Raw genomic sequence first — 25,879 nt, 5'->3', positions numbered from 1 at the left:
CGGCGCGCTGCTGTTCCTGTCGGCTGCCGCCCGCGGGCCGTCGCGTCGTTCTCGCCGCGCCACCGGGCGCGGCGGACCGGTGGGGCACCCCGTACCTGAACCACGGGGTGGCCCACCGAATGGCAGATTCTGCCACATGGGCATAGCCTGCCGACGTGAGCATGGCCAGTCCCCCCGATCCCGGCCCCGACCAGGCGTTTTCCGGCCTGCCGGGAGCTTCCTCCGGCTCATTGACCGAGCGGCGCAAGGCGGAGACCCGCAGGGAGATCGCCCGCGCGGCGGCCCGGCTCTTCGCCGGCCAGGGCCTGCGGGCCACCCGCGCCGAGGACATCGCCCAGGCCGCCGGCATCGCTCCGCGCACCTTCTACCGGTACTTCGCCACCAAGGAGGAGGCCGTCGCCCCGCTCTACGCGGCGGGCGCCCAGCGCTGGGCGGAAGCCGTCCGCACCGCTCCGGCCGACCTCCCGCTGCCCGCGGCCCTCGAACACGCCACCCGGTACGTCCTGACTCCGGGCAGCGGGGTCTCCGCCGCCTCCTGGGAGTGGGTCCGCACCCTCGTCCGCCTCACCCACACCAGCCCCGCGCTGCGCCGGGTGTGGGCCGAGGTGTGCCAGTCGGCGGAGCAGACACTGGCGGACGTCCTCGCGGCCCGACTACGCCCGCGGGCCACCGCCGCGGGCCGCGCCGCGGGGCCTGGTGCCGGGCCCGGTGCTGGATCTGATGTCGGACCCGGTGCCGGATCTGATGCGGGACGCGCCGCGGGACCTGATGCGGGACCCGCCGTGGGACTCGGTGCCGGGCCCGGTGCGGGATCCGATGTCGGACCCCGTGCTGGATCTGATGCGGGACTCGGTGCTGGACCTGATGCGGGACCCGCCGTGGGACTCGGTGCCGGGCCCGGTGCGGGATCCGATGTCGGACCCCGTGCTGGATCTGATGCGGGACTTGCCGTGGGGCTCGGTGCGGGACCCGATGTCGGACCCGGCGCTGGACCTGATGTCGGACCCGGTGCTGGATCTGATGCCGGACCCGCGGCGGGGGCCGACGCTGGGCTCGATGCCGGACCGGGCGCTGGACCTGATGCCGGGCCCGACGTCCCCGGTGGCGCCGTGGTCTCCCAGGAACTGCGGTTCGGTGCGGCGGTGGCGAGCGCGGCGGTGCGGGTGGCCGTCGAGTCGTGGGCCGCGGGCTCGGCGGCGGCCACGGGAGAGGAGGGCCCCGCGGCGCTCGCCCTGCGCAACCTGGGCGCACTGCACGGCTTCCCGTGGCCGAGTTCCTGAGCCGGGCGAGCGGGCGGGCAGGACGGGTGCCCGGCCGGGGTGGGTGCGGGGGTCTGAACAGATTCCGGGCTGCCGAGCGTTGGGGGACCGTCTTCGGTCAGCCCGCGGCACGCGTCAGCCGAGCCGCCAACTCCCGTACGCACTCGACGAGTTCCGGCGGCTCCCGGACGGTGAACTCATGCCCGACGAGGGCCAGCCGCAGCGCCAGCCAGTCCAGGGGCTCGCCACTGGTGCCGCGTACGACACAGCCCCGTCCGCCGGCGGGCTCCGGCGTGCCGAGCCAGGCGGGCAGGCGCGGCGCGACGACGTCCGCCGGCGCGGCGAAGGCCACCACGAACCCGTACGTCTCCTGCCGCCGGTGGATCGACCGCCGCAGATACTCCGCCGCACCGCCCGTCGGCAGCTCCCGCGGAGCGAACCGCGTCCCGGTCCCGAACGGCTCACCGACCCGGTCGACCCGGAACGTGCGCCAGTCGTCCCGGTCGAGGTCGTAGGCGACGAGGTACCACCGCCGCCCGGTCGACACCAGCCGGTACGGTTCCGCCAGCCGCCGGGACTGCGAACCGTCCCCGGCCCGGTAGGCGAACCGCAGCCGCTCCCGCCCGGCCACCGCCGACGCCATCACGGTCAGCGTCTCCGGCGCGATGCTCGCCCCGTCCCCGCTGGTCAGCGGGGTCGTCGCGGCCTGCAGGGTGGAGACCCGGTGGCGCAGCCGGGACGGCAGCACCTGTTCCAGCTTGGCCAGCGCCCGCACCGACGCCTCGTCCACGCCGGCCACCGCGTGCCCGGCCCCGGCCCGCAGCCCGACCGCGATCGCCACCGCCTCCTCGTCGTCGAGCACCAGCGGCGGCATCGCCTTGCCCGCCACCAGCCGGTACCCGCCGTCCGCGCCCATGGTCGCCTGCACCGGATAGCCCAGCTCCCGCAGCCGGTCGATGTCCCGGCGGACCGTGCGACGGGACACCCCGAGCCGTTCGGCCAGCTCGGCGCCGGGCCACTCGCGGGGCGTCTGGAGGAGGGAGAGCAACTGAAGGAGCCGGGCCGGGGTGTCCGTCGTCATGAGTCCTCCGCGGTCGTGAGCGCCGTCGGTGCGCCGCCGTCATGTCCGCGAGCATGCCGCAGAAGTAGGACACGATCTGACCTACTCACCCCCTAGCTTCCTCCACATGACCTCCACCGAGACCCACCCCGCACCAAGCACAGCACCGACCGCCACACCCGCTTCCGCCCGGCCCGCCGCGGGCGACCGCCGTCGCTGGTACGCGCTGGCGATCGTGATGACCGCGGCCTTCATGGACCTGGTCGACGTCACGATCGTCAACATCGCGATCCCGTCCATCCAGCGGGACGCCGGCGCCTCCTTCAGTCAGATCCAGTGGATAACCGCCGGTTACGCCCTCGCCTTCGCGGCCGGTCTGATCACCGGTGGACGCCTCGGTGACATCCACGGCCGCAGGCGGCTCTTCCTCGTCGGCATCGGCGGCTTCACGCTCGCGTCCGCGCTGTGCGGCTTCGCCGTGAACCCGGAGATGCTGGTCGCCTCCCGCATCCTCCAGGGCGCGATGGCGGCGCTGATGGTGCCGCAGGTCCTGTCGATCGTGCACGCCACCTTCCCGGCGCACGAACGCGGCAAGGTCTTCGGGCTGTTCGGCGCGATCGTCGGGCTCGGCGCCGTGTCCGGCCCGCTGCTCGGCGCGCTGCTGACCGAGTGGAACCTGTTCGGCCTGGAGTGGCGGCCCATCTTCCTGATCAACCTGCCGGTGGGTGTCGTGGCCTTCCTGCTGGGGCGGCGGTTCATCACGGAGTCACGCGCCCCGCGGGCCCTCAAACTGGACCTGGTCGGCGTCACGCTGGTCACCCTGGGCCTGCTGATGCTGCTCTACCCGCTCACCCGCGGGCGCGAGCTGGGCTGGCCGCTGTGGGGTCATGCGTCGATGGCCGGCGCGCTCGTCGTCTTCGCGGCGCTGGTGGCCTACGAACGGCGCAAGGGCGCCCGGGACGGCTCGCCGCTGGTCGAACTGTCGCTGTTCCGGGTGAAGAGCTTTGCGGCGGGCATCGCGGTGCAGACCGTGTTCGGGATCGCGCTCGGCGTCTTCTTCCTGGTGTGGACGCTGTACATGCAGACGGGCCTGGGCTGGAGCCCGCTGCGGGCCGGGCTGACCGGCGTGCCCTTCTCGATCGCCGTCTCCACCGCGGCCGGCCTCTCGGTGCAGAAGCTGGTCCCGCGCTTCGGCCGCGGGGTGCTTCAGGCGGGCGCGCTGGTGATGGGGCTCGGCGTACTGATCTACCTCGCGGAGTCGCAGCGGTACGGCCTCGCTATCGCCCCCTGGCAGATGGCGCTGCCGCTGGTGGTCATGGGCGTCGGCATGGGTCTGATCGTCGCCCCGCTGACGGATGCCGTCCTGTCCGAGGTGCCGCGTGAGCACGCCGGTTCGGCCTCCGGTCTGATCAACACCGTCCAGCAGATGGGCAACGCGCTCGGCCTCGGGCTGGTGTCGGTGGTGTTCTTCGGGGTGATCGACGACGGACTGGCCCCCGCCCAGGTGGGTCCGGCCTTCGTGAACGCCTTCCAGTACGCGCTCGGCTGGGTGGCCGCCGTCCTGGGCGTCATCTTCCTGCTGATGTTCGCGCTGCCGCGGCGGCCGGCGCAGCACGTGGAGGGGGCCGAGGCGGATCTCCCGGCGGCGAGGGAGCCGGAACCGACACGATGAACGCCGCCCAGGGTGTCCCTCTCCGAACAGCCCCCACGCCCGAGGCACCAGCTCCTTCACACACCCCAAACACCCCGGGCCCGGCCCCCACGTCCGGTGCGTGCGCCGGGTCCGGGGCGTGCGCCACGTCTGGTGTACCTGCCGGGTCCGGGTGCCAGCCTGCCGAGCCCGGGGCGTGCGCCGAGTATGTCCGGAGCGTCCGCTGAGCCGGTGTGCCTGCCGTGGTCTGGTGAGCCCGCCGACTCCGGGGGCGCGTCGAGTACGGGCCCGGTCATCATGTCCGGTGCACCTACCGGCTCCGGCAGTGAGACGGACGAGGGTGCGGACCCACTCCCAGGAGGCGGCGGAGACCCCGCTGCCCGGAGTCAGGACGTAACCCGGGTGGCGGGAGGTCGGCCGGAGCGGTGCGGACGACTTCCGCCCAGCGCTGGCCGCCCGCCGCGTAGAGCGGGGCGACGGCATCCTCCTTGCCCGCCAAGTCTGGGGCGGGCGGGTCCGATGCCTGTCGAGTCCGGGCGTGCGCCACGTCCGCAGCGCCTGTCGAGTCCGGGGCGTGCGCCGGGTCTGGGGCCTGTGCCGAGTCTGGGGCCTGTGCCAATGCCGGCGCGCCCACCGAGTCCGGAGCGTGCGCCGGGTCCGGGCTCGGCCGCCAGGTCCGGTGCACCCGCCAAGCCCAGGGCGCCCCCGAGTCCTGGGCCTGCGCCGAGTCCGGAGCGCCTGCTGGGTCTGGGGCGTGCGCCGAGTGTCCCCGGGGTCGAATGTTCAGGCGGAAGTCCGTTCGTGCCCATTTGAGGTCTGGACGTGTTTACTTCTCGGAAATTCGGACGTAGCCTTTCCGTGAAACCACACGTTCGGGCATGGTTCGGAGGTAAGCGGGCATGTACGCACCGGAGCGGCAGCAGGAGATCCTGCGGCTCGCCCGTGAGGGCGGCCGGGTCGACGTGGTGTCGCTGGCCGAGGAGTTCCAGGTCACCGCGGAGACGATCCGCCGCGACCTGAAGGCCCTCGACCGGGCCGGCCTGCTCCGCCGGGTGCACGGCGGCGCCATCCCGGCCGGGCGCCTCGACTTCGAGCCGGACCTCACCGAGCGCGAGTCCACGGCCGCCGACGAGAAGGACCGCATCGCCAAGGCGGCCCTCGCCGAACTGCCGGCCGAGGGCACGCTGATCCTCGACGCCGGCACCACGGTGGCCCGGCTCGCCGCGGCCATCCCACTGGAGGCACAGCTCACGGTCGTCACGCACAGCCTCCCGATCGCGGCGCGCCTCGCCGATCACCCGGGCATCCAGCTCCATCTGGTCGGCGGGCGGGTCCGGCACCGTACCCGGGCCGCCGTGGACGCCTGGGCGCTGCGCGCCTACGGCGAGATCCGCGCCGACCTGCTGTTCGTCGCCGCCAACGGGTTCTCTCCCGAGTACGGTCTGACCACCCCCGACCTCGCGGAGGCGGCGGTCAAGCGCGCGGCGGTCGCCGCGGCCCGTCGCGTGGTCCTGCTCGCCGACTCCGCCAAGCACGGCCAGGAGCACTTCGCCCGGTTCGGCGACCTGGGCGACGTGGACCTGCTGATCACCGACAGCGGGCTGAGCCCCGAAGACGCCGCCGCCATCGAACGCGGCGGCACGGAGGTAGTGCGCGCATGATCCTCACCGTCACCCCCAACCCGTCCCTCGACCGCACCTACGAGGTCCCCGCGCTGGAGCGCGGCGAGGTCATCCGCGCCACCGGCGAGCGCATGGACCCCGGCGGCAAGGGCGTGAACGTCTCGCGTGCCGTGGCCGCCGCCGGACGCCGCACGGTCGCCGTGCTGCCCCTGGGCGGGGCGCCGGGCGCGCTCGTCGCCGAACTGCTGGACGCGCAGGGCATCGAGGTCGCCCCGGTCCCGGTCGCCGGGGCCACCCGTTCGAACATCGCCCTCGCGGAGGCCGACGGGGTGCTCACGAAGATCAACGCACCCGGTCCCGAGCTGTCCGCGGCCGAGCAGGAACTGCTGCTGGAGACGGTGCGCGGGCAGTCACGGCACGCGGACTGGATCGCCTGCTGCGGCAGCCTGCCGCGCGGACTCGCACCCGCCTGGTACGCCGACCTGGTCGCGCGGGCGCACGCCGTCGGTGCACGCATCGCGCTGGACACCTCCGGTCCGGCCCTGCTGGCGGCGCTACGCGAGCGTCCGGACGTCGTGAAGCCGAACGCCGAGGAACTGGCGGAGGCCGTGGGACGCCCCCTGGCGACGGTCGGCGACGCGGTGAAGGCGGCCGAGGAACTGCGCGAGCGGGGCGCGCGGGCCGTGCTCGCGAGCCTCGGCGCCGACGGGCAACTGCTCGTGGACGGTACGGGCGCCTGGTTCGGCAGCGCCCGCGTGGATGTCGTACGCAGTAATGTCGGCGCCGGTGACGCGTCCCTGGCCGGCTTCCTGATCGCGGGCGGCACCGGCCCCGACGCGCTGGCCTCCGCCGTCGCGCACGGCGCGGCGGCCGTCCAGCTGCCCGGCAGCGTGATGCCGACACCGGCCGACCTGGACCCGGCGGCGGTGACGGTCACGGAACGGCCCCCGACGGACCGCGAACTCACGGAGCCGGTGTCATGAGCGGCCGTACGACCCCTGCGCCGGCCTGTGCCCGCGAACCCGACCGGAGCCTGCGCGGTGCCTCGTCACTGGCCGGCACCCCCCTCACCGCCCCCCACACCACCCCCGTCACCACACCTCCCGTCCACCCGACTCCCCGGGCGATACGCGAGCGAAGGAGCCCGCGATGAGCGACATGATCACCGCGGACCTGGTCGATCTCGACCTGTCCGCCGACACCAAGGAAGCGGCGGCGCGCGCCCTCGCCGAGCGCATGGTGGCCCTGGGCCGGGTGACCGACCTGGAGGGCTTCCTCGCCGACGTGGCCGCCCGTGAGGCGCAGATGCCGACCGGCCTGGACGGCGGCATCGGCATCCCGCACTGCCGCAGCGAGTACGTCACCGAGCCGACGCTGGCCTTCGGGCGCAGCGCCGCCGGGATCGACTTCGGTGCGGCGGACGGTCCGGCCGACCTGATCTTCCTGATCGCGGCCCCGGCCGGTGCCGACGACGCCCATCTCACGATCCTGTCGTCACTGGCCCGACACCTGATGAACGCCGAGTTCACGTCCGCGCTGCGGTCGGTGGCCGACCCGCGGACGGCGGCGGCGCTGATCCGCGGTGACGAGCCGCCGACGACCGAGCCGCCGACGACCGAGCCGACGCCGGCCGCGGAGGACTCCGAGGGGGCCACCGAGGCCGCTCGCGGCGCCGCAGCCGGTGGCGCGCACGGCTCCGAGGACACCGCTGTGGCGCCGGCGGCGGCCTCCGCCGGCGCGACAGCGGGCAGTGCGGGCAGTGCGGGCAGTGCGGTTGACCAGGAGGTTCCCGCGTCGGACGCGCCGGGTCAGGCCGCCGCGGACGGGGCTTTCGGCACGGCGGAGCGGCCGTTCCGCATCGTCGCCGTCACCTCCTGCCCGACCGGTATCGCCCACACCTACATGGCCGCCGAGTCGCTGGAGAACGCGGGTCGTGAGGCGGGCGTCGAGGTCGTCGTCGAGCCACAGGGCTCGGCCGGTTTCACCCGGCTCGACCCGGCCGTGATCGCGGCGGCCGACGCCGTGATCTTCGCGCACGATGTGCCCGTCCGTGACAAGGAGCGCTTCGCCGGCAAGCCGACCGTCGACGTCGGCGTGAAGGCGGGCATCAACCGCCCCGGCGAGCTGATCGCCGAGGTCCGCGACAAGGCCGAACGCGGCGAAGTGACGGCCGCCGCCAAGCCGGGCGGCACCCCGGTCGAGCGCTCCGGCGACTCCACCGAGGGCTACGCCACCAGGCTCCGCAAGTGGCTGATGTCCGGCGTCAGTTACATGGTCCCCTTCGTCGCCGCGGGCGGCCTGCTCATCGCCCTCGGCTTCGCGATCGGCGGCTACAAGATCAACAAGGCGCCGTCGGTCATGGACCACTTCGTGTGGACCCAGGCCGACAGCTGGGGCGCGCTGCTGTTCCAGATCGGCGGTGTGGCCTTCGGCTTCCTGGTCCCGGTGCTGGCCGGCTACATCGCCTACGGCATGGCGGACCGTCCCGGTCTCGTACCCGGCTTCGTCGGCGGCTCGATCTCGCTGACCATCAACGCCGGCTTCCTCGGCGGTCTGGCGGCCGGTCTGATCGCCGGTGGGGTGGTGCTGGCGATCCAGAAGGTCCGGATCCCGACGGCGTTGCGCGGCATCATGCCGGTGGTGGTGATCCCGCTGATCTCCTCGGCGATCGTCGGGTTCCTGATGTTCGTCGTGATCGGCAAGCCCATCGCCTCGGCGCAGAAGGGCATGACGGACTGGCTCAACGGCCTCAGCGGCGCCAACGCCGTCCTGCTGGGCGGCCTGCTCGGCCTGATGATGTGCTTCGACCTGGGCGGCCCGGTCAACAAGGTCGCCTACACCTTCGCCACGGCCGGCATCGCGGTCGCGAGCCCCAGCGACTCCGCGATGAAGATCATGGCCGCGGTGATGGCGGCCGGCATGGTGCCGCCACTGGCGATGGCCTTGGCCACGACCGTGCGCGGCAGGCTCTTCACCCAGACCGAGCGCGAGAACGGCAAGGCCGCCTGGGTGCTGGGCGCCTCCTTCATCTCGGAGGGCGCGATCCCGTTCGCGGCGGCGGACCCGCTGCGCGTCATCCCGTCCTCGATGGTCGGCGGCGCGGTCACCGGCGCCCTGTCGATGGCCTTCGGCGCCACCCTGCGCGCCCCGCACGGGGGCATCTTCGTGGTCCCGCTGATCGGCAACCCGCTGCTCTACCTGGTCGCCATCGCGGCCGGCGTGTGCGTCACGACGGCGCTGGTCGTCCTCCTCAAGGGCATGCGCAGGCCGGCCCCGGCGGGCACCGCGGAATCGGCGGCGAACCCGTCCACGGCAGCGGCGCAGACGAAGCAGACGGTGGCGGCGTAGGCGCCGACGCGCCTGTCCGTTTGGGGTGTTGTGAGTGATTCACGGCACCTGCGAGATAACTCACGGTCCGGACCTTGAGGTCCGGACCGTGGTGTCTACTGGGCCGTATGCCTGAAGACGTCTCGATCCTCGCGATGCTGGGCCTGACCCTGCTGGTCCTGGCGGCGGTCGCCTGGACGGCCGTGCTGGTGCTCCTGCTGCGCCGGGCCCGCTCCGGGGGCGCCGCCGAGCGTTCGGGCCGGGACCTGTCCGGGCTTCCGCGCCAGCGTCAGGCGGCCCCCCATCTGGAGGCCGTCGAACTCACCCCGGCGGAACAGGACGCGTTCGCCGGCCTGGTACGGCGGCTCGGCCGACGCTGACGAGCGCCGCGCGGCGCACCGGCCCGTCGGCCCGCAGGGCCCGGACGTCCTCAGGCCCGGCGGGCCGCCCGGCGCTCCATGGCGGCGCGGGCCGCGTCCTCCGTGGCGTACACCTCGCACATATGGCGTCCGTCGGGTGTCGCCGTGTGCTCGACCTCCCACAGGGACAGTTCACTGCCGTCGCGCAGCAGGAACGCGTGCTCGTACAGCGCGTAGCCGAGCCTCGCCCGGCCGGTCCGCTCCGGGCGGCCGAAGGCCTGGGAGATCTGGTGCGCGAACGCCGTCGTGAGCAGCGCGGCCGTCTCCCGGTCCGGCCGGTCCGCGTTCTCCGCGCGGCGCAGCAGCCGGCGCGCGTGGTCCGCGGAGCCGTCCGGGACGTACGCATGCCGCGGCGCGGGGACCGGCGGCAACTGGACCAGCACCGGCAGTTCAAAGTCCGGGTCGTCCGACGGCAGCGGCAGCCGGGCGGTGGCGGCGTGCAGTTCCTCTTCGTCCGCGTACACCTCGTGCTGGGGCTCGTTGCCGGGCGCGGTGTTGTGCACCAGCTCCCAGAGCGTGACCGCGGAGCCGTCCGTGAGCAGCCAGGTGTGCCGGTACGTCTCCCGGTGCAGGCCGGCGCTGTGGTGGGCGGAGTGCAGCGAACTGTCGTGCGCCAGCGCGCAGTCGAGTCGCTGTATCGCCTCGTCGGGCACTTCGAAGGAGTTCAGGGCGCGGCCGAGGAGCCGCGCGAGGTGCTCCTCCGGAGACTCGGGCGACTCGGCGGCATCGCACGCTGCCGTCTCGTACGGAACGCTCAAGGCTTCTCCCGGCGTTGCTGCATGTCACCTTGTGGGTGCATACCGTAGCCCCTCGGTCGGACATCATGTCCGGGAACCGAGAAAACGTACGCCGCGAAAACGCGGGGGTCGCCGGGAAAGTTCCCGTCCGACCCGATGCCCCGTCAAAAACCGCCGGTCAGGCGGCACTTCCCCGCTCGGGCGGCGCTGCCCGCGATCCGCCGGCTCGACGGCAGGCCCCAGCCGCTGAGCCCGTCATCGAGGCGAACGGTACGCTCCGCCAGGCTCCCTCGTGCCGCCCCGCCTCGCGCCCCATCGCACCACCCCGCGCCGCGCCCCATCGCACCACCCCGCGCCGCGCCGCATCGCACCACCCCACCCCGCGCCGCACCACCTCACCCCGCGCCGCGCCGCCTCGCCTCGCGCCGCACCACCTCGCGCCGCACCACCCCACCCCGCGCCGCGCCGCACCACCCCGCGCCGCACCACCCCACCTCGCGCCCTGTGGCCGCCCCCCGCCGGGGTGCCTACCGGGTGCCGTACAACTCCTCGTACGACGGCCATGTTCCGCCCGGTCCGGTCACCGGCTCCGCGGCCCGCAGGGCCTTCACGATCGCGCGCGTCACCACGTCGGCACCGGCCGCGAGGATCTCGTTGAGCGCGAGCGGGTTCCCGGCGTCGAGCGGACGTTCCCCCGTGGCCAGCGCGAAGACCGTGTCGCCGTCGTTGAGCAGATGCACCGGCCGCACGGCACGCGCGATGCCGTCGTGGGCGGTGCCGGCCACCTTCTGCGCCTGCGCCTTCGAGAGGTCCGCGTCGGTGGCGACCACGGCCAGCGTGGTGTTGAGCGGCGGCGTCTGGTTCCGCGCGGCGGCCTCGGACAGGCGCCGCCCGGCGGCCTCGTGGACGTGCGCCTCCGGATATCTCACCCGTCCCTGGAACAACTCCCCGTAGAGCACGCCCGTCCGCGGATCCAGCGCCGAGCCCGCGGCGTTGGCCACCACCAGCGCGGCCACCGTGATCCCCGAGCCGAGGACCGTGCTCGCGGTGCCGACCCCGCCTTTGAGCTGTCCCACCACGGCGCCCGTACCCGCGCCCACGCACCCCTCGGGGACCGGCGCGCCAGGGGCGCTCGCCGAGGCGGCCTCGACCGCGGCGCGCCCCGTGGCAGCGTCCGGGCGCGCCCGGAAGTCGCCGCCCCGCCCGAGGTCGAAGACACAGGCGGCGGGCACCACCGGCACGACGTGCGCGGGGTCCGCCCCGACCCGCACCCCGCGCCCGCGCTCCTCCAGCCAGGCCATCACACCGGACGCCGCGTCGAGGCCGTACGCGCTGCCGCCGGTGAGCACGACCGCCTCGACCGTGCGCACCACGTTGCGCGGGTCCAGGGCGTCGGTCTCCTTGGTGCCGGGCCCGCCGCCCCGCACGTCAACGGCGGCCACGGCACCGCCCTCCGGGGCGAGGACGACAGTGGTCCCGGTGAGCACTCCATCGCCGGTGCGGGTCGCGTGACCCACCCGGAGCCCGGCGACGTCCGTCAATGCGTCAACTGTCATGCCGGCCAGTCTCCTCCCGGAGCCGAGCCCAGGGACACCGAGGTTCCGGACGGGCCCGCCTGGGGTGGTGGGACGGTGCGGCTACGGGCGGCAGGGCAGGGCGGGCAGGGCGTGCCGGGCCGGGTGGCGCCTGAGGGGTGGCCGAGGGGCGTGCCCGGTGCGTGCTGGGCTGGTCGGCGGATGCGGCTGGGCGGCCGACGGGCGTGGCCTGGACGGGTGCTGGGACGGGTGCGGTCGGAGTGGCCGGTGTTCGGGGCAGGGGCGGCCGGGCCGGGGCGCCTGGTCCGCGGGGTCGGACGGCGGATGCAGCCCGTGGCGTCGAGCGGCGGACGTATCCCGTGGCGTGAGGCGGCGTATGTCGCCCGTGGCGTCAGGCAGCGGGCGTACCTCGCGGGGTCAGGCCGAAGAGGTGGGCCGTCTTGCCTTCCTTCCGGGTCCGTGTGGTGTGGTGCGGGCCGCCAGGGCGATTTCTGTTGTCACCGCCAGGGCGGCCACGATGCCCGCCGCGAGCACCGCCCAGGCGCCCAGGAAGGTGCAGCAGATCACCAGCAACGCCGTGACCGGCAGCACCAGTTGCTGGGCGATGCCCGCCTTGAAGTGGCGCGCGTGCAGGGCCCATACCGTCAGCAGGTAGAGCGCCGTGGGCAGGGTGACGGCCGCCGAGGCGGACAGGGTCGACAGGTGCGCCTTGCCCACCGCCTCCTCGACCGCCACTTCGAGTCCGGCGCCGATCGCGGCCGCCGAGGCGAGGACCAGATAGTGGCCGTAGCCCCACAGGAACGCCTCTCTGCTGGAGCGCAGATGCCCGTGGATGGGCACCGCGAAGTAGATCCACCAGGCCGAGAAGACGATCAGCAGGCCGCCGGCCGCGATCGGCAGGAGCGTGCTGAGGGCGCCGTGCTCGGCCCCGGCGGACTTCACGGCGGCCGTGGCCGCGGCGATCGTCTCGCCGAGGACGATGATCGTGAACAGCCCGTACCGCTCGGCGATGTGGTGGGGATGCCAGGCGGTGTTGTGGTGCCGCTCCGCGTACAGCGGCACGCACAGTTCCACGATCACCATCACCAGGAACACCCAGGCGCGCGCGGGCGTCGGCAGCACCACCAGGCCGACCCAGCCGACCTGGCAGAGCAGCACGCCGCCGGCGTATCTGAGGGCCGTGGTCCGCTCGGCGCCCTCCGCGGTGCTCGCGGCCCGCAGCCATTGCGCGACCATCGCCAGCCGCATGATCACATAGCCGAGCCAGACCGCGAGGTACTCATGATGCTCGAACGCCCGCGAGATCCCCGAGGCCAGGACCAGGACACCGGCGATCTGGACGAGGGTCACGACGCGGTAGAGCGCATCGTCGTTGTCGTACGCCGAGGCGAACCAGGAGAAGTTCATCCAGGCCCACCAGATGGAGAAGAACAGCATCGCGTAGTTCAGGATGCCGTTGCCCGCGTGGCCCTCCGCCACCGAGTGCACCAGCTCGACGCCCGCCTGCGCGACGGCCACGACGAAACACAGGTCGAAGAAGAGTTCGAGTGGTGTGGCGACGCGGTGCGGCTCACCACGTCCGCGGGCGGTGAGCCGGCGCAGTGGACGGGGTGTGTGCGGCACACCCGCGGACGCGGGCGGCGGAGCGGAACTGGGCGTCATGCCTCTCAGCACAGCAGAAAACCTCACCGAAATCTTGTGGGCCGGTTCACATACGGGCACGGGGCCGGAGGCCGCAGGGCCGGGGCCGTACCCTTGGGGCATGAGTACCGCCCCCGCCTCCGAGCCGCGCGACCCCAAGGCCGCGCTCGTCTTCGACGACCCGCTCGCCCAGCAGTCCTCGGACGACACGGACCGCGGCTGGGGCGAGTCCGGCGACGGTGACGGCGCCGCCGACCTGAAGCGCTTCCTCGACGAGAAGCCTCCGCACCACCTGTGATGCGGACCCCGCGGGGCCGTTATCGCCGGTCGTGGTCCGAGGAGCGCTGCGCGAGCAGCGCGTCGCGGATCTCCTTGAGCACCTCCAGCTCGGTCACCTCGATGACCTCCCGTGTGCCCTCCCTGGCCTTCCTGCGGGCCTCCACCCGGGCCAGGTACCTCGCCATGGGCAGCACCATCAGGAAGTAGACCACCGCGGCGGTGATCACGAAGCTCAGCGTGGCGCCGAGGACCGAGCCCCACATCAGCTGGATGCCGTCGGTGCCCGTGCAGGACGAGCTGAGGCACGAACTGTAGTGGTCGAGGTTCTGTGTGCCGATCGCCCCGACCAGCGGGTTGATGATGCCCTTCACCACCGAGTTGACGATGTTCGTGAAGGCGGCGCCGATGACCACCGCGACCGCCAGGTCGACGACGTTGCCGCGCATCAGGAAGGCCTTGAAGCCCTGCACGATGCTCGGTTCCTTCTTCTCGCTCACCTCGGGGACTCTCCTCGTGCGCGCAGGGGGTGGAACAAAGCGCTCCGCAACCTACGGCACGATACGGCCATCGTGCTGAATTTCTTCCATCGGACGAGGGACTTGACGGCGTGTCGTCAAGACAATGTGCGCGCTGGTTCAGCACAGCGTCACCGCCAGCCGTGCCGTCGCGCTCGCCCCCACGAGGCGGGCCGCCGTGTCACGCGGCACGGAGAGCACGACGAGCGCCCCGCTCTCCGCGGCGCCGTCCACGGGCTCCGGCAGTCTTGTCACCCGCGCCCCGCGCGCGAGCACGCGGGCCTCGCCGCCTGTGGCGGGATCCTGTGCGGCGACGACGTCGACCCGGTCACCGGGCCGCAGCAGCCGGACGGTGGCGGCGTCGGCGATCCGTACCGGCGCGGTCACCACCTCGATCACGTCGGGCCGTCGTACGGGCTCGACCGCGGGGTGACCGCGGGCCTGCTCGGCGCGGTGCGGATCCGTTGTGGCGCGCGGCCCGGCCGCCACGAGCGCGGCGGCGGTGACCGCGAGACCGGCCGCGACGGCGCGCCTGCGGTGCCTGACCAGCCGTTGCAGTCCGTACCGCCCGCCGCGCACCCGCACCGGCGGGAACTGAGGGACCTCGCAGGTGGCCGGCGCGTCGGTGCCCAGCGGGCGCGGGACGGGAAGCGGAGGCGGCAAGGGCGACACGGGAAAGGGTGCGGAGGACGGCAGGGGGGAGGGCGGGGGAGCGGGGGCAGAGGAGTGAGGCGAGGGAGGGGAGGGAGTGGAGGGAGGGGAGGGAGCGGACGGCTGGGAGAAGTGCGGGGGAGGGAGGGACATGAGGACCACCACCTGCGGCGCGGAATCGGCTTGCGATGCCACGATGACGCTTCGCGCCGCCGCTCGCCGGAGCCGGTGGATGACGGCCGACCTGTGGACAACTCGCCCACCCGAACGAGAAGTTCCGGTTACCGCGACTCCACCCCACACGCCTGCCGCAGCACGCCCCCGCGACCACCTACGGCAGCTCGAACCCGGGATCCATACCACCCAGCGCGCCGGTGCACAGGCAGTCCCGTGCCGTGGTGTCCGGCAGTGCCGCCACGGCGTCGAACAGCACCCCCCTCAGCCGGTCCACATTGGCCGCGAACACCCGCAGCACCTCGTCGTGCGAGACGCCCTCGCCGGTCTCCGCGCCCGCGTCGAGGTCGGTCACCAGCGTCAACGACGTGTAGCACAGCTCCAGTTCGCGGGCGAGCGCCGCCTCGGGGTGGCCGGTCATGCCCACCACGGACCAGCCCTGCGCCTGGTGCCACAGCGACTCGGCGCGGGTGGAGAACCGCGGGCCCTCCACCACGACCAGCGTGCCGCCGTCCACCGGCTCCCAGTCCCGGCCGCGGGCGGCCTTCAGCGCGGCGGCCCGCCCGGTGGGGCAGTAGGGGTCGGCCAGGGAGACGTGCACCACGTTCGGCACGGTGCCGTCGGGCAGCGGCAGCCCGTCGAAGTACGTCTGCGCCCGTGACTTCGTGCGGTCCACGAACTGGTCCGGGACGAGCAGGGTGCCGGGCCCGTACTCGGGCCGCAGGCCGCCCACCGCGCACGGACCGAGGACCTGGCGCACGCCCACCGACCGCAGGGCCCAGAGGTTGGCCCGGTAGTTGATGCGGTGGGGCGGCAGATGGTGGCCGCGGCCGTGCCGGGGCAGGAAGGCGACGCTCCGGCCGGCGATCTCGCCGAGGAAGAGGGAGTCGCTGGGCGCGCCGTAGGGGGTGTCCACCTGGATCTCGGTCACGTCGTCGAGGAACGAGTAGAAGCCCGAGCCGCCTATTACGCCGATCTCTGCGTTCGCCATGACGAGCACACTAGCTGGCGGTGAAAACGCCGGGGAAGCGGTGCCGACCAGGGACGCCGAAGACCCCACCGTCGGTGACGGCGGGGTCTCGTGGGAGGGGATCTCAGGCGGCGGAGCTGCCGGTGGAGCTCGACGCGGACGTGGACGACGAAGAGGACGCCGACGAAGACGACGACTTCGAGGAAGACGACGACTTGGTGTCGGACGACGAGGAGTCCGAGGAGCCCGACGCCGCGGGCTTGGCGGCCGGGCTGCTGCCCGAAGAGGAGCCGCGGCTGTCGTTCCGGTAGAAGCCGGAGCCCTTGAAGACAATGCCGACCGCGGAGAACACCTTTTTCAGGCGGCCACCGCAGGCGGGGCACTCGGTCAGGGCGTCGTCGGTGAACTTCTGCACCGCCTCAAGGCCCTCGCCGCACTCGGTGCACTGATACTGATAGGTGGGCACTGTCTTCCTCCTGGCACTCTCAGTCGTTGAGTGCTAACGACGGTCCATAGTGACGTATTCCTGTCGATCAGTCCACCGCGACCGGCGAGCGGTGACCGACGACACGCGCGACGGTACGGTGCCGGGGCGGCGGAACCAGCCGGGAACGCAGTGCCAGCAGGGTCATCAGGGCCAGCAGGGTGCCGCCCAGCGGCACCAGGAATCCGGCGCCGTCCCACAGGCGGTCCTCCAGCTGACCTGCGACGGTGACCGCGGCCGCCTGGCCGAGCGCGACCGCGCCGGTCAGCCAGGTAAAGGCCTCGGTGCGGGCGCCGGCCGCGACCAGGTCATCCACCAGGGTGTAGCCGGTGATCAGGGCGGGCGCGATGCACATGCCGACCAGCAGGCCGAGCCCGGCGAGCAGGAGCGCCGAGTGGGCGGTCCACAGGGCGGACGCGGTCAGGGCGAGGGCCGTGTAGCCGATCACGAGGCGGCGCTGCGGGGCGGCCTTCCAGGCGATGGCGCCGCATACGACGCCGGAGAGCATGTTGCCCGCCGCGAAGGTGCCGTACAGGACGCCGTTCAGCGCGGGTTCGCCGATCGACTCGCTGAACGCGGCGAGCGAGACCTGCAGGCCGCCGAAGACCGTGCCGATGCCCAGGAAGGTCACGATCAGTACGCGCACACCGGGGACGCGCAGCGCGGACGCCTGCCGCACGCGCGCGTGGCCGCTCTCGGACACCGGCGGCTGGGTGCCGCGGCGCGCGGCGAACAGCAGACCGCCGAGCAGCGTGAGCGCGGCCTCCGTGACGAGGCCCGCGGCCGGGTCGACCGTCGTGCACAGCGCCGTGGCCAGCAGCGGGCCGACGACGAAGGTCAGTTCGTCCGTGACGGACTCGAAGGCCGCGGCGGTGGCCATCAGCGGGGATCCCTGGAGCTTCACGCCCCAGCGGGCGCGCACCATGGGGCCGATCTGCGGCACCGAGGCGCCGGTCGGCACGGCCGCCGCGAACAGGACCCACAGAGGTGCGTGCGCCAGGGCGAGCGCCGTCAGGGACAGGCCCGACAGCGCGTGCACGAGGACGCCGGGGATCAGCACGGCGCGCTGGCCGTAGCGGTCGGCGAGGCGCCCGCTGTAGGGGGCGAACAGCGCCATGGAGACGCCGGTGACGGCCGCTGCGGCGCCCGCGACGCCGTACGAGCCGGTGGTGTGCCGTACGAGCAGCACGATGGAGAGGGTGAGCATCGCGAACGGCTGGCGCGCCGCGAAGCCGGGGAGCAGGAATGTCCAGGCGCCGCGCGTGCGCAGCAGTTGTCCGTATCCCGGGCGGGACGGTGTCGCCGGGTTCTCCGACGGCTCGGTGGTGACCGTGGATGCCACGGCCCGTGCCTTTCTGCCGCCTGGTAGCGCGACCCTTGCCGGGCCGTTCACCTCCGGAGCGCGATCCTTCGGTTCACGCGCCTCGCGGGGCGCCGAGAGCTGTCCTCTTGCGCGGAACTGCGGTAGATGCCGGCGCCCCCACCTCCGGGCGTCCGGCCGCCATACGGTCGCGCCAGCTCTGCGTCAGACAGAGTTGGTTCGATCAGGGGTGCCTTCACCATACAGGGGCCGAGGGGGCGCACACCTGTGAAAGAGGGCACTACAAGGCGCGTTCGCCTGGGATTGAGGGAGGTGTGAACCATACGAAACACGTCCTTAACGCACCCTCAACCCCAGGGGAGGCACCTTGACGCGTCCTCAGCCCCCATTGGTGCACCTCGGCACCCTCAAGCCCCCTTGACGCACCTCGGCACCCTCAGCGCACCTCAGCCCCCTTGGTGCGCGCTCAGCGTCCCGCTCCGGCGCCGTCCGTGCCCAGCCACCCGGCCAGCTTGCCGCCCTGGGCGACCGCGCGCAGCCGGCGTTCCGCGGCGTCGCGGACGGGGTCGATGGTGACCACGAGCAGTTCGTCCCCGTGCCGCAGCACGGTCGTCGGCATCGGTACGAACGACTTCCCGTCGCGCACGACCAGGGTGACCCCGGCGCCGGCCGGCAGGCGCAGCTCGCCCACCTCGACGCCGTGCATCCGGGAACCCTCGGGGATCTCGAAGGACAGCAGATGCCCGCGCAGCCGCTCCAGGGGCGCCGATTCGATGCCGAGGTCGGCCGCCTCCGTTCCGTCGCCGAGCTTCAGTATGCGCGCGAGCCAGGGCAGCGTCGGCCCCTGGACCAGGGTGAAGACGACGACCAGGACGAAGACGAGGTTGAAGATGCGGCGGCTGCCCGCGACGCCGTTCACCATGGGGATCGTCGCCAGGATGATGGGCACGGCGCCGCGCAGCCCGGCCCAGGACATCAGGACCTGTTCCCGCCACGGCACCCGGAACGGCGCCAGGCTGAGCACCACGCTCAGCGGACGCGCAACCATGGTCAGCGCGAGGCCGATGACCAGGGCCGGCAGGAAGTCGTCGCCCAGGTCGTGCGGTGTGACCAGCAGTCCGAGCAGGACGAACATGCCGATCTGGGCGATCCAGCCGAGCCCTTCGGCGAAGCCGCGCGTGGCGGGCCAGTGGGGCAGCTTGGCGTTGCCGAGCACCATCGAGGCCAGATAGACCGCGAGGAAGCCGCTGCCGTGTGCCAGGGCGCCGGCCGCGTAGGCGGTGACCGCGATCGCCATCACGGCGATCGGGTAGAGGCCCGAGGCGGGCAGCGCCACGTGCCTGAGGCCCCAGGCGCCGAGCCAGCCCACCGCGAGCCCTATGGCCGCGCCGATGGCCAACTCCAGCAGTATCTCGCCCAGCAGCATGTACCAGTGCTCGATCGGTCCCGCGGTGGAGAAGGCGATGACCAGGATGACCACCGGGGCGTCGTTGAAGCCCGACTCCGCCTCCAGCGTGCCCGTCACGCGCGCGGGGAGCGGGATTCTGCGCAGCACCGAGAAGACCGCCGCCGCGTCCGTCGAGGACACCACCGCCCCGATGATGAGGGCCTGCCGCCATTCCAGCCCGACCAGGAAGTGCGCGGCCGACGCCGTCACCCCGACGCTCACCGCGACGCCGCACAGGGCCAGCGTGGAGGCCGCGCTCAGCGAGGGTCTGATCTCCTTCCACTTGGTGCCTAGACCGCCCTCGGCCAGGATCACGACCAGGGCCGCGTACCCGATGACCTGGGTCAGCTCGGTATCGCTGAAGTGGATCTTGGCGATGCCGTCCTGGCCCATGAGGATGCCGATCCCCAGGTAGACGAGCAGGCTCGGCAGCCCGCTGCGCGAGGAGATCCGGACCGCCGCCACGGCGATGAGCAGGACGAGGGAGCAGACGAGCAGGAGCTGGTTGAGGTGGTCGACAGTCAGCAGCGCATCCCTTCACCGGCTCGCGCGCGAGGGGCGCGACGCTCATGTACACGATCGAGGCTGCGGTACACCGCACCCAACTACTTCATTACCTTACCTAACTCTTGACGCTTTCTTGACGCTGGGCGAGGCAAGATCGAACATCCGTCCGCGCTGGTTCCCGACTCCGGGTCAAGTGCCACACGGCCCTGCGCCTATGGTTGCTCCAGCGCTCATTCAAAGTCACAGCCCGACCTGCCGCTCGCGTTAGGACAGCAAGGACAGCGATGCCCCCCAACATCACCGCCACAGCGGACACCACCGCCACAGCGGCTGCCCGGCCCGGCAAGTCCGGCAGGAAGAAGGGGCGCAGAGCCCGACTGATCGTGCTGGTGCTCGTCCTGGCCATCGTCGGCAGCGTCGCCTACGGGGCGTACTGGTCGATCAGCACCGTGCGTGCGTCCTTCCCGCAGACCACGGGGTCGATCACGCTCGACGGTCTGTCCGGACCGGTCGATGTGAAGCGCGACGGCTACGGCATCCCGCAGGTCTACGCCTCTTCCGACGAGGACCTGTTCATGGCGCAGGGCTACGTCCAGGCGCAGGACCGGTTCTACGAGATGGACGTGCGCCGCCACATGACGTCCGGGCGGCTGTCCGAGATGTTCGGCAAGGGGCAGGTCAAGAACGACGAATTCCTGCGCACCCTGGGCTGGGACCGGGTGGCCGAGAAGGAGTACGACACCAAGCTGTCGGACTCCACGAAGAAGTACCTCCAGGCGTACGCCAAGGGTGTCAACGCCTACCTGGAGGGCAGGGACGGCAAGGACATCTCCCTGGAGTACGCGGCCCTCGGGTTCACCAACGACTACAAGCCCGAGAAGTGGACTCCGGTCGACTCCGTCTCCTGGCTCAAGGCGATGGCCTGGGACCTGCGCGGCAACATGCAGGACGAGATCGACCGCGCCCTGATGACCAGCCGCCTCGGACCCCAGCAGATCAAGGACCTCTACCCGGAGTACCCCTACGGCCGCAACAAGACGATCGTCCAGGAAGGCCAGTACGACGAGCTGACCCAGGCGTTCCAGCAGGGCGGCGGCAGCAGCGGCACACAGGGGGACTCCACGGGCACGGGTACGGCCGGCTCCACGGGCACGAACGGTTCTTCGACCGGTACCGGTACCTCCACGGCCGGATCGGGCCTCACGAGCCAGCTGGCGGGCCTCTACGACGTCCTGGACGACCTGCCCACGGCCGTCGGCGTGAACGGCCAGGGCATCGGCTCCAACTCCTGGGTCGTGTCCGGCAAGTACACGATCACCGGCAAGCCGCTGCTCGCCAACGACCCGCATCTGTCGGCCTCGCTGCCGTCGGTCTGGTACCAGATGGGCCTGCACTGCCGCACCGTCTCCGCCAAGTGCCAGTACGACGTGACCGGTTACACCTTCGCCGGCATGCCCGGCGTGATCATCGGCCACAACGGCGACATCGCCTGGGGCATGACCAACTCCGGCGTCGACGTCACCGACCTCTACCTGGAGAAGCTGACCGGCAGCGGCTACCTGTACGACGGCAAGGTCAAGCCCTTCACCACCCGCGAGGAGACCATCAAGGTCGCCGGCGGCAAGTCCAAGAAGATCGTCGTCCGCGAGACCAACAACGGGCCGCTGCTCTCGGACCGCGACGACGAACTGGTCAAGGTCGGCAAGAAGGCCACCGTCGACACCGCCGCCCCCGACCGCGGCGACGGCTACGGCATCGCCCTGAAGTGGACCGCCCTGGAGGCGGGCACCTCCATGGACGCCGTCTTCGCCATGGACCGGGCCGCGAACTGGGACGACTTCCGGGCCGCCGCCGCGCTGTTCGACGTCCCCTCGCAGAACCTGATCTACGCCGACACCCAGGGCCACATCGGCTACACGCTGCCCGGGAAGATCCCCACGCGCGCGGAGGGCGTCGACGGCTCCGTCCCGGCGCCGGGCTGGGACTCCAAGTACGCCTGGACCGGATACATCGAGCAGGACGAACTGCCCTACGAGTTCGAGCCCGCGCGCGGCTACATCGTCACCGCCAACCAGGCCGTCGTCGACCAGGACAAGTACCACTACACGCTCACCTCCGACTGGGGCTACGGGACCCGCAGCCAGCGGATCACCGACCTGATCGAGTCCAAGATCAAGGGCGGCGGCAAGATCTCGACCGACGACATGCGCCAGATGCAGCTCGACAACAGCAGTGAGATCGCCAAGCTGCTCGTGCCCAAGCTGCTGAAGATCCACGTGAAGGACAAGGACGTCCGCGAGGCGCAGCAACTGCTGGAGGGCTGGGACTACACCCAGGACGCCGATTCCGCTGCGGCGGCCTACTTCAACTCGGTCTGGCGCAACATCATCAAGCTCGCCTTCGGCAACAAGCTGCCCAAGGAGCTGCGCGTCAAGGGCCAGTGCCTGTGGGTCGACAAGATCGACAGCACCGGTCCGGTGGACGACGACACCAAGGTGCGCGAGTGCGGCGAGCGGGACGCCGACCAGGCGCAGCCGGACGGCGGCGACCGCTGGTTCGAGGTGGTGCGCACCCTCATGGACAAGCCGGACAGCGACTGGTGGACGACGCCGGCCTCCAGGACGGGCAACCGGCCCGAGGCGGGCAACCGCGACGAGCTGTTCCGCCGCGCCATGATCGACGCGCGCTGGGAGCTGACCTCCAAGCTCGGCAAGGACATCGACACCTGGAGCTGGGGCCGGCTGCACCGGCTGTTCCTGAAGAACCAGACCCTGGGCACCGAGGGCCCCGGCGCCCTCCAGTACGTCCTCAACCGCGGCCCCTGGAAGCTCAGCGGCGGCGAGGCGACGGTCAACGCGACCGGCTGGAACGCCGCCGGCGGCTACGGGGTGGTGTGGGTGCCGTCCATGCGGATGGTGGTCAACCTCGACGACCTCGACAAGTCGAAGTGGATCAACCTCACGGGCGCGTCGGGCCACGCCTACAGCGCCCACTACACCGACCAGACCGACAAATGGGCCGACGGCGAGCTGCTGCCCTGGTCGTTCTCCGGCGCGGCGGTCGACAAGAGCACGAGCGACACCCTGGTGCTCAAGCCGTGACCCGCTGACAGTCGAGCAAAGGGCCCTCCACGCGCGCGTGGAGGGCCCTTTGCTCTTCGTCCTCCCGGGGGCCGGACCGTGTGCCCTCTCCCTGGCAGCTGCCGTCAGGCGCCCGACAACCGGCGCACCCCCGACGGCGTCACGACGGCGTGCACGGGCCGGTCGTGCGGCTGTGCCGGGAGGCGCTCGACGACCTCCGTGTCGTACAGGAGCACCACGAGGGCGGGGTGCGCGTCCACGCGTTCCAGGCGGGCCAGCACGCGGTCGTACGAGCCTCCGCCGCGGCCCAGGCGCATTCCGTGCGCGTCCACCGCGAGGCCGGGCAGCAGCACCACGTCGGCACGCGTCACGGCGTCCGGGCCCAGCCGGTCACCCACGGGCTCGAACAGCGCCATCCGCCCGTCGTGCTGCACGCGCGCGAGGGAGCCCTCCCCGGCGTACGCGCCCCAGTCCAGGTCGTGGTCCGGCAGCAGCGCGGGCAGCAGGACGCGGACGCCCCGCGCGTGCAGCGCGTCCAGCAGCGCCAGGGTGCCCGGCTCGCTGTCGACGGAGACGTACGCCGCCACCGTGCGCGCCCGGGCCAGCTCGGGCAGTTCCAGCGCGCGCTCGGCCAGCGCGGCGCCGGCCTCCCTGACGTCATCCGCTGTCAACCTGTTCCTCACCGTGAGGAGCTCTCGCCGCAATGTGCGCTTGTCAGGCTCGGCCGGACGTCCTGCGTGATCCACGGTCGTTCTCGCATCCTTCGCAATGTGCTCATATGAGAGCGAGTTAACCGGAGCCACAGTTTCCACACAAAGGCACCGGATAGGGTTGCGGGCATGACTGAGTCGCACCCCAGGATCAGCAAGGCTGTCATTCCCGCGGCAGGCCTCGGCACCCGGTTCCTGCCGGCCACCAAGGCCACTCCCAAGGAGATGCTGCCGGTCGTGGACAAGCCGGCGATCCAGTACGTGGTCGAGGAGGCCGTGTCGGCGGGGCTCGACGACGTCCTCATGATCACGGGACGCAACAAGCGCCCCCTGGAGGACCACTTCGACCGCAACTACGAGCTGGAGTCGGCTCTGGAGAAGAAGGGCGACGCCGAACGGCTCGCCAAGGTCCAGGAGTCCAGCGACCTCGCGACGATGCACTATGTGCGCCAGGGCGACCCCAGGGGCCTCGGCCACGCCGTGCTGTGTGCCGCTCCGCACGTCGGCCACGAGCCCTTCGCGGTGCTCCTCGGCGACGACCTGATCGACCCGCGCGACCCGCTGCTGCGGCGCATGATCGAGGTCCAGGAACGGCACGGCGGCAGCGTGATCGCGCTCATGGAGGTCGCGCCCGAGCAGATCCACCTCTATGGGTGCGCGGCCGTCGAGACCACCGAGGACGGCGATGTCGTCAAGGTCACCGGCCTGGTCGAGAAGCCGGACGCGGCGGACGCGCCGTCGCACTACGCGGTCATCGGCCGCTACGTCCTCGACCCGCACGTCTTCGACATACTGCGGCAGACCGAGCCCGGCCGCGGCGGCGAGATCCAGCTGACCGACGCCCTCCAGCAACTCGCCCAGGACGAGAAGGTCGGCGGCCCCGTGCACGGCGTCGTCTTCACGGGCCGCCGCTACGACACCGGCGACCGTGGCGACTACCTGCGTGCCATTGTCAGACTCGCATGCGAACGTGAAGACCTGGGCCCGGACTTCCGGACCTGGCTTCGCAGTTACGTAGCCGAGGAGATGTAGCGATTTGAGCAGCGCCGCGACCCGCCCCGCCGACCCGGACCACCTGTGGACGGTGGACGAGCACCTGGAGGACGTCCTCACCACCGTCCGACCCCTGGAGCCCATCGAGCTGCAACTCCTCGACGCCCAGGGCTGTGTCCTCGTCGAGGACGTCACGGCGCCGGTCTCGCTGCCGCCGTTCGACAACAGTTCCATGGACGGGTACGCGGTACGGGTCACGGACGTCGCGGGCGCGAGCGAGCAGTTCCCGGCCGTCCTGGAGGTCGTCGGGGACGTCGCGGCCGGCGCGGCCGATCCGGTCCGGGTCGGCCCCGGTCAGGCCGCCCGCATCATGACCGGCGCCCCGCTGCCGCCCGGCGCGGAGGCCGTCGTCCCCGTGGAGTGGACCGACGGTGGCCTCGGCGAGGGCCCGGTGACCGGGATGCGCGCCCGCAGCCTGGCCCCGGAGGGTGCCACCGGGCACGTGCGCGTGCACCGCTCCGCCGAGCCACGCGCGCACGTGCGCGCCGAGGGCAGCGACGTACGGGCCGGTGACCGCGCCCTCGCGGCCGGCACGGTCCTCGGCCCGTCGCAGATCGCGCTGCTGGCCGCCATCGGCCGCGGCACCGTGCGCGTCCGCCCGCGCCCGCGCGTGGTCGTCCTGTCCACCGGCAGCGAACTCGTCCAGCCCGACGAACCGCTCGGCGGCGGCCAGATCTACGACTCCAACAGCTTCGCCCTCACCGCCGCCGCCCGTGATGCCGGCGCCATCGCCTACCGGGTGGGGGCCGTCGCCGACGACGCCGAGACGCTGCGCTCCGCGATCGAGGACCAGTTGGTCCGCGCCGACCTGCTGGTCACCACGGGCGGCGTCAGCGTCGGGGCGTACGACGTCGTCAAAGAGGCGCTGTCGGACGTCGGTGACGCGGACGAGGCGGGCGGCGGCGTCGAGTTCCGCAAGCTGGCCATGCAGCCCGGCAAGCCCCAGGGCTTCGGCACCGTCGGCCCCGACCACACGCCGCTGCTGGCCCTGCCCGGCAACCCCGTGTCGTCGTACGTCTCCTTCGAGGTGTTCGTCCGCCCCGCCATCCGCACCCTCATGGGGCTGACCGACGTCCACCGGCCCCGGATCCGGGCGACCCTCACGGCGGACGCGGCGCTCAGCTCCCCCAAGGGCCGCAGACAGTTCCTCCGGGGCACGTACGCCGACGGCAAGGTGACGCCGGTGGGCGGCGCCGGATCCCATCTGGTCGCGGCCCTGGCGCACGCCGACGCGCTGATCGTCCTCCCCGAGGACGCGGAGTCCGTCGAACCCGGCTCCGAGGTCGAGGTGGTCCGGCTCGGCTGAGCGGACCCGGCACCCCGGCACCCCGGCAGCGCTCGGCCCGGCCGGTCCCGTGACCGTCTCGGTACCGCTCGGCCGGGCGGCCCCGGGACCCGGTCCTGCTCCGGTGCGCGCCCCGAGTTGGCGGTACCGTG

The 25,879-nt window shown here is 72.4% G+C and carries 20 protein-coding genes and 1 pseudogene; 10 read left to right on the top strand and 11 right to left on the bottom strand.

The features are described from left to right. Positions 1–155: 155 nt before the first annotated feature. Positions 156–660, top strand: a pseudogene (locus ACFYTE_RS11415) (TetR family transcriptional regulator); the annotation flags it as partial. Positions 661–1,377: 717 nt separating this feature from the next. On the opposite strand, the gene ACFYTE_RS11410 reads toward ACFYTE_RS11415, so the two are convergent. Continuing rightward, a complete protein-coding gene (locus tag ACFYTE_RS11410) occupies positions 1,378–2,340 on the bottom strand; it encodes a helix-turn-helix transcriptional regulator (protein ID WP_388708026.1) in 963 nt (320 codons plus the stop codon). Between the two features lie 106 nt (positions 2,341–2,446). On the opposite strand from ACFYTE_RS11410, the gene ACFYTE_RS11405 reads away from it, so the two are divergent. From ACFYTE_RS11405 to ACFYTE_RS11385, 5 genes are all read left to right on the top strand, one after another. Continuing rightward, positions 2,447–3,991 carry an MFS transporter gene (locus ACFYTE_RS11405; protein WP_388708023.1) on the top strand — a complete coding sequence of 515 codons (1,545 nt, stop codon included), beginning with the start codon at positions 2,447–2,449 and terminating at the stop codon, positions 3,989–3,991. A gap of 878 nt (positions 3,992–4,869) precedes the next feature. Continuing rightward, the gene (locus ACFYTE_RS11400; protein WP_388708021.1) at positions 4,870–5,631 is read left to right on the top strand and encodes a DeoR/GlpR family DNA-binding transcription regulator; all 762 of its coding nucleotides are present in this window, start codon (positions 4,870–4,872) and stop codon (positions 5,629–5,631) included. After that, positions 5,628–6,575: a 1-phosphofructokinase gene (gene pfkB / locus ACFYTE_RS11395; protein ID WP_388708018.1), complete on the top strand. Its 948-nt coding sequence runs from the start codon at positions 5,628–5,630 to the stop codon at positions 6,573–6,575. The genes ACFYTE_RS11400 and pfkB overlap by 4 nt, the downstream gene beginning before the upstream one ends. 166 nt (positions 6,576–6,741) lie before the next feature. After that, positions 6,742–8,940: a fructose-specific PTS transporter subunit EIIC gene (locus ACFYTE_RS11390; protein ID WP_388708015.1), complete on the top strand. Its 2,199-nt coding sequence runs from the start codon at positions 6,742–6,744 to the stop codon at positions 8,938–8,940. Positions 8,941–9,047: 107 nt separating this feature from the next. Beyond that, positions 9,048–9,299, top strand: a complete 252-nt coding sequence (locus tag ACFYTE_RS11385) for a hypothetical protein (protein ID WP_388708013.1) — start codon at positions 9,048–9,050, stop codon at positions 9,297–9,299. Between the two features lie 50 nt (positions 9,300–9,349). Here ACFYTE_RS11385 and ACFYTE_RS11380 read toward each other — a convergent pair whose 3' ends face one another. From ACFYTE_RS11380 to ACFYTE_RS11370, 3 genes are all read right to left on the bottom strand, one after another. Further along, complete coding sequence (locus ACFYTE_RS11380; protein WP_388708010.1) at positions 9,350–10,096, bottom strand: DUF6227 family protein; 747 nt, start codon at positions 10,094–10,096, stop codon at positions 9,350–9,352. Between the two features lie 506 nt (positions 10,097–10,602). After that, positions 10,603–11,631 carry a P1 family peptidase gene (locus ACFYTE_RS11375; protein WP_388708007.1) on the bottom strand — a complete coding sequence of 343 codons (1,029 nt, stop codon included), beginning with the start codon at positions 11,629–11,631 and terminating at the stop codon, positions 10,603–10,605. A 396-nt stretch (positions 11,632–12,027) separates the two neighbouring features. After that, the gene (locus ACFYTE_RS11370; RefSeq protein WP_388708004.1) at positions 12,028–13,272 is read right to left on the bottom strand and encodes a low temperature requirement protein A; all 1,245 of its coding nucleotides are present in this window, start codon (positions 13,270–13,272) and stop codon (positions 12,028–12,030) included. 100 nt (positions 13,273–13,372) lie between these two features. Here ACFYTE_RS11370 and ACFYTE_RS11365 point away from each other — a divergent pair, with 100 nt between their 5' ends. Next, on the top strand, positions 13,373–13,549 hold the full coding sequence (locus ACFYTE_RS11365; protein WP_388708001.1) for a hypothetical protein: 177 nt from the start codon (positions 13,373–13,375) through the stop codon (positions 13,547–13,549). Positions 13,550–13,568: 19 nt separating this feature from the next. Here the strand turns inward: ACFYTE_RS11365 and mscL are convergent, their stop codons facing one another. From mscL to ACFYTE_RS11335, 6 genes are all read right to left on the bottom strand, one after another. Next, on the bottom strand, positions 13,569–14,027 hold the full coding sequence (mscL, locus tag ACFYTE_RS11360; protein WP_388707999.1) for a large conductance mechanosensitive channel protein MscL: 459 nt from the start codon (positions 14,025–14,027) through the stop codon (positions 13,569–13,571). A 138-nt stretch (positions 14,028–14,165) separates the two neighbouring features. Next, positions 14,166–14,708 carry a hypothetical protein gene (locus tag ACFYTE_RS11355; RefSeq protein ID WP_388707997.1) on the bottom strand — a complete coding sequence of 181 codons (543 nt, stop codon included), beginning with the start codon at positions 14,706–14,708 and terminating at the stop codon, positions 14,166–14,168. Between the two features lie 319 nt (positions 14,709–15,027). After that, complete coding sequence (locus ACFYTE_RS11350; protein WP_388707994.1) at positions 15,028–15,861, bottom strand: S-methyl-5'-thioadenosine phosphorylase; 834 nt, start codon at positions 15,859–15,861, stop codon at positions 15,028–15,030. A gap of 103 nt (positions 15,862–15,964) precedes the next feature. Next, on the bottom strand, positions 15,965–16,306 hold the full coding sequence (locus tag ACFYTE_RS11345; protein ID WP_388707991.1) for an FmdB family zinc ribbon protein: 342 nt from the start codon (positions 16,304–16,306) through the stop codon (positions 15,965–15,967). Between the two features lie 67 nt (positions 16,307–16,373). Next, positions 16,374–17,666, bottom strand: a complete 1,293-nt coding sequence (locus tag ACFYTE_RS11340) for an MFS transporter (RefSeq protein WP_388707989.1) — start codon at positions 17,664–17,666, stop codon at positions 16,374–16,376. 445 nt (positions 17,667–18,111) lie between these two features. Continuing rightward, positions 18,112–19,620 (bottom strand): potassium/proton antiporter, encoded by a 1,509-nt coding sequence (locus tag ACFYTE_RS11335; protein WP_388708370.1) that lies wholly within the window; start codon positions 19,618–19,620, stop codon positions 18,112–18,114. A gap of 263 nt (positions 19,621–19,883) precedes the next feature. Between ACFYTE_RS11335 and ACFYTE_RS11330 the strand changes: the two genes are divergently transcribed. Continuing rightward, the gene (locus ACFYTE_RS11330; protein WP_388707986.1) at positions 19,884–22,700 is read left to right on the top strand and encodes a penicillin acylase family protein; all 2,817 of its coding nucleotides are present in this window, start codon (positions 19,884–19,886) and stop codon (positions 22,698–22,700) included. 104 nt (positions 22,701–22,804) lie between these two features. Here the strand turns inward: ACFYTE_RS11330 and ACFYTE_RS11325 are convergent, their stop codons facing one another. Further along, positions 22,805–23,425, bottom strand: coding sequence for a 5-formyltetrahydrofolate cyclo-ligase (locus tag ACFYTE_RS11325; RefSeq protein ID WP_388707984.1), 621 nt, complete (start codon positions 23,423–23,425; stop codon positions 22,805–22,807). A gap of 93 nt (positions 23,426–23,518) precedes the next feature. Here ACFYTE_RS11325 and galU point away from each other — a divergent pair, with 93 nt between their 5' ends. Further along, a complete protein-coding gene (galU, locus tag ACFYTE_RS11320; RefSeq protein WP_388707981.1) occupies positions 23,519–24,421 on the top strand; it encodes a UTP--glucose-1-phosphate uridylyltransferase GalU in 903 nt (300 codons plus the stop codon). Between the two features lie 4 nt (positions 24,422–24,425). After that, on the top strand, positions 24,426–25,748 hold the full coding sequence (gene glp / locus ACFYTE_RS11315) for a gephyrin-like molybdotransferase Glp (RefSeq protein WP_388707979.1): 1,323 nt from the start codon (positions 24,426–24,428) through the stop codon (positions 25,746–25,748). Positions 25,749–25,879 lie beyond the last annotated feature (131 nt).

The sequence above is a fragment of the Streptomyces sp. NPDC004629 genome (assembly GCF_042873595.1).
Lineage (GTDB): Bacteria > Actinomycetota > Actinomycetes > Streptomycetales > Streptomycetaceae > Streptomyces.
Note: the sequence above shows the minus strand (reverse complement) of the source record. Positions and strands in the feature narration are given on the sequence as shown.

Bases quoted from the DNA above. Each gene is read 5' to 3' on its own strand.
- ACFYTE_RS11375 (WP_388708007.1), bottom strand. From the start codon at position 11,631: ATGACAGTTGACGCATTGACGGACGTCGCCGGGCTCCGGGTGGGTCAC.
- ACFYTE_RS11390 (WP_388708015.1), top strand. From the start codon at position 6,742: ATGAGCGACATGATCACCGCGGACCTGGTCGATCTCGACCTGTCCGCC.
- ACFYTE_RS11330 (WP_388707986.1), top strand. From the start codon at position 19,884: ATGCCCCCCAACATCACCGCCACAGCGGACACCACCGCCACAGCGGCT.
- ACFYTE_RS11370 (WP_388708004.1), bottom strand. From the start codon at position 13,272: ATGACGCCCAGTTCCGCTCCGCCGCCCGCGTCCGCGGGTGTGCCGCAC.
- galU (WP_388707981.1), top strand. From the start codon at position 23,519: ATGACTGAGTCGCACCCCAGGATCAGCAAGGCTGTCATTCCCGCGGCA.
- ACFYTE_RS11385 (WP_388708013.1), top strand. From the start codon at position 9,048: ATGCCTGAAGACGTCTCGATCCTCGCGATGCTGGGCCTGACCCTGCTG.
- ACFYTE_RS11405 (WP_388708023.1), top strand. From the start codon at position 2,447: ATGACCTCCACCGAGACCCACCCCGCACCAAGCACAGCACCGACCGCC.
- ACFYTE_RS11410 (WP_388708026.1), bottom strand. From the start codon at position 2,340: ATGACGACGGACACCCCGGCCCGGCTCCTTCAGTTGCTCTCCCTCCTC.
- ACFYTE_RS11365 (WP_388708001.1), top strand. From the start codon at position 13,373: ATGAGTACCGCCCCCGCCTCCGAGCCGCGCGACCCCAAGGCCGCGCTC.
- ACFYTE_RS11400 (WP_388708021.1), top strand. From the start codon at position 4,870: ATGTACGCACCGGAGCGGCAGCAGGAGATCCTGCGGCTCGCCCGTGAG.
- ACFYTE_RS11350 (WP_388707994.1), bottom strand. From the start codon at position 15,861: ATGGCGAACGCAGAGATCGGCGTAATAGGCGGCTCGGGCTTCTACTCG.
- pfkB (WP_388708018.1), top strand. From the start codon at position 5,628: ATGATCCTCACCGTCACCCCCAACCCGTCCCTCGACCGCACCTACGAG.